The sequence below is a fragment of the Actinotalea sp. genome, from assembly GCF_035443605.1.
Lineage (GTDB): Bacteria > Actinomycetota > Actinomycetes > Actinomycetales > Cellulomonadaceae > Actinotalea.
This window is the reverse complement of sequence record NZ_DAORSQ010000182.1, coordinates 1-3046: the sequence shown is the minus strand read 5'-3', so window position 1 is coordinate 3046 and position 3046 is coordinate 1. Positions and strand designations below refer to the sequence as shown.

Here is a 3046-nt window from a genome sequence, read left to right as displayed (position 1 = left end):
AGGATGTGCTCGGTGCCGATGTAGTTGTGGCCCAGCTGCAGCGCCTCGCGCAGGGACAGCTCGAGCACCTTCTTGGCGCGCGGCGTGAAGGGGATGTGGCCGGACGGGGCCTGCTGCCCCTCGCCGATGATCTCCTGCACCTGCGAGCGCACGGCGTCCAACGAGATGCCGAGGGACTCCAGCGCCTTGGCTGCGACGCCCTCGCCCTCGTGGATCAGGCCGAGCAGGATGTGCTCGGTCCCGATGTAGTTGTGGTTGAGCATCCGCGCCTCTTCCTGGGCGAGGACGACCACCCGGCGGGCCCGGTCCGTGAATCTCTCGAACATCTGCGCTCCTTGCGGGCGGCGTGCGCACCGCGGAGCTTCCGCGGGGCCTGGACGTCGTCCCGCAAGGCTAACCGCGGGGGCTGGCCGGCACTGCCCGTGTTCGCCGCAGGCGTGATCGGGTGTGGCCGTCGGGTGCGAGTCTTGATAGACAGGACGTCCTCGTGGCGGCCGGCCCGGTCCGGGTCCGGCGCGCGGGCCGCTACCGGTTCCCTGACCTCGACACCCGCCCGGTGCAGCAGATCACCGACCGCTGGCCGGTCCGCGATCGGGCCGCAGCACCACCTCAGGAGAGGACGCACCATGATCCGCATCTCGCACGCCAGCGTGTTCGTGGACGACCAGGCCGCCGCCCTGGCGTTCTACACCGACGTCCTGGGCTTCCGCGCCAAGACCGACGTCGATCTGGGTGGCGGCACGAGGTGGCTCACGGTCGTGGGGCCCGGCGAGCCCGACGGGGTCGAGCTCGTCCTCGAGCCGGCCGACCACCCTGCCGTCGCCCCGTTCCGCGATGCGCTCGTCGCCGACGGGATCCCGTTCACCATGTTCTCGGTGGACGACGTCGTCGCGGAGCACGCGCGCCTGGTCTCGGTGGGCGTGCGGTTCGTCCAGGACCCCCTCACCCAGGGACCGGTGACGACTGCCGTGCTGGACGACACCTGCGGCAACCTCGTGCAGATCGCGTCGATGACCGCGCCGGAGTGACGCCGCCCCCGCGGGCCGCGCTCAGCGGCCGGCGAGGTGCTCGACGGTGAGCGCCACGACGCCGTCGTCGGCGAGGATCCGCTGGTGGCCGAGGCCATCGGTCAGCACGAGCCGCGCGGTCGGCCAGCCGTCCGCCACAGCCCGACCGACCGCGTGCGGGGTCTCCTTGTCGCGGGTGTCGTGCACCACGAGGGTCGCCGGCATCGAGCCGTCCGCACCCAGGGTGTGCAGGTCGAAGTCCTCGATGGCGCGGTCGCAGAAGTCCTCGATGGTGCGCACCAGCGCCAGCCGGGTGCGCTCCGAGAGCCCGACCATGGACGCGAAGCCCCGCGTGTAGACCGTGAAGTCGTGGTTGGGCGCGACGAGCACCAGCCGCGCCGTCGGCAGGTGCTCGCGCACGACGATCGCCGCGGAGGTGCAGCCCAGCGAGTGCGCCACCACGCCGTGCGCGGGGCCGAACCGCTCGCCCACGGCGGCGAAGGCCTCGATCATCTCCTGCACCGTGCCGCGGCCCGGGCCCATGACCGACGCGTCGGCGTCGCCGTGGCCAGGGGCGTCGAACGCGACCACCCGGTACCCGGCGTCGACCAGCGGCGTGACGAAGGCGCCGAGCTGGCCGCGCCAGCCGCCCCAGCCGTGCACGAGGTAGACCGCCGGCCCCTCGCCCCAGTGCTCGGCGACGACCGTCCCGCCGCGCGGCACCGGGACGCGGACCAGCGCGCCGGCGCGCGGGCGTAGGTCCCGCCGCCGGCCGGCGTTGCCCGGCACCGTGCACCACAGGTCCATGGCGCGCGTCGCCGAGCGCGCCGGGGCGACGGCGTCGAGCACCCGGAAGGACGCGCGCACGGCCGCGAGCCGCACGGCCACGGCGACCGAGCGGCCCAGGTGCAGGCGCGTGTGGTGCGCGTGCGTGGGGGGTGCGGTGGTCGTCATGGGCGGGCTCCCTCGGTGGGCCGGGCGGCGTCGAGCAGGGCGGCGACGGCCGCGCGCGCGCGGGCCTCTGCCTGCGGATCGGCCAGCAGACGGTGCGCGTGGTAGTAGCCGAGCATGACGGCGTGCAGGTCCCCGGCGAACCGGTCCGGGTCGGCACCGGGTGCGACGTGGCCCTCGGTGACGGCGCCGTCGACGATCCGCGCGATGACGCGGCCGAGCTCGAGGTGCTGGTCACGCAGGCGGTCGCGGACCGGACCGGGCTGCTCGTCCAGCTCCGTGCTGGCCTTGACGAACACGCAGCCACCCGGCATCCGGTCGCGCCCGCAGGCCAGCCAGCCGTCGACGAGTGCCCAGACGCGGGGCTCGCCGCGCGGCGCGCGCAGGGCCGGTGCGATGACGGCCGCGGTGAACTCCCGCGCGGCGGCGTCGAGCACGGCGAGCTGCAGCGCCTCCTTGGAGCCGAAGTGCGCGTACATGCCGCTCTTGGACAGGCCGACCTCCGCGGCGAGGCTGCCGATGGTCAGGCCGCCGAGGCCGAGGCGGCACGCGAGCTCCACGGCGCGCGCCAGGATCGCCTCGCGGGTGCGGTGGCCCTTGGTGGGCGCCGTCTGGAGCAGGGACGTGGTCGGCACCGCGACAAAATAGCACGATCGTGCGATTCGCCACGATGGCGACGGGAGCGCGCACCCGCCTCGACACCCGGCCCCGCGGCCCCCACCCGTCGGCGCCCGCCGGCGACCCCGCGGCACACGCCTCCCCGACCCACCCGCGCCCGCCCCGCTGCGCCCGCCGGCGACGGCGCGGCACACGCCTCCCCGACCCACCCGCGCCCGCCCCGCCACGCCCGCTGCGCCCGCCCATCCGCTCGTCCGCCGGGGCAGCCCCTCCCCCCCCGCGGGGAGGCCTGGCGGCGCCATGCGCCGGCATCTCTCCCCGCTGGGCGCCGGCGGGGCGGGGCCGGGGCGCCGCCGGGCCGGGGGCACGGCGGGGGCGGGGGCGGGGCGGGGGCGGGGCGGGGGGGATTGCGGGGCGGGTGCGGCGGCGGCTGCGGGGGCGGGTACGGGGCGGGGGGCATGGCGGGGTGG

General features: G+C 76.2%; 4 protein-coding genes. 1 reads left to right on the top strand and 3 read right to left on the bottom strand.

The window, feature by feature from the left end:
* Positions 1-326: Clp protease N-terminal domain-containing protein (locus PKY62_RS12905; RefSeq protein WP_324537594.1), on the bottom strand; the 326-nt coding region annotated here is incomplete at its 3' end.
* Between the two features lie 300 nt (positions 327-626).
* Here PKY62_RS12905 and PKY62_RS12900 point away from each other — a divergent pair.
* Positions 627-1028 (top strand): VOC family protein, encoded by a 402-nt coding sequence (locus tag PKY62_RS12900; protein WP_324537592.1) that lies wholly within the window; start codon positions 627-629, stop codon positions 1026-1028.
* 21 nt (positions 1029-1049) lie between these two features.
* On the opposite strand, the gene PKY62_RS12895 is transcribed toward PKY62_RS12900, so the two are convergent.
* Positions 1050-1961 carry an alpha/beta fold hydrolase gene (locus PKY62_RS12895; RefSeq protein WP_324537590.1) on the bottom strand — a complete coding sequence of 304 codons (912 nt, stop codon included), beginning with the start codon at positions 1959-1961 and terminating at the stop codon, positions 1050-1052.
* On the bottom strand, positions 1958-2593 hold the full coding sequence (locus PKY62_RS12890; protein WP_324537588.1) for a TetR/AcrR family transcriptional regulator: 636 nt from the start codon (positions 2591-2593) through the stop codon (positions 1958-1960). The genes PKY62_RS12895 and PKY62_RS12890 overlap by 4 nt, the downstream gene beginning before the upstream one ends.
* Positions 2594-3046 lie beyond the last annotated feature (453 nt).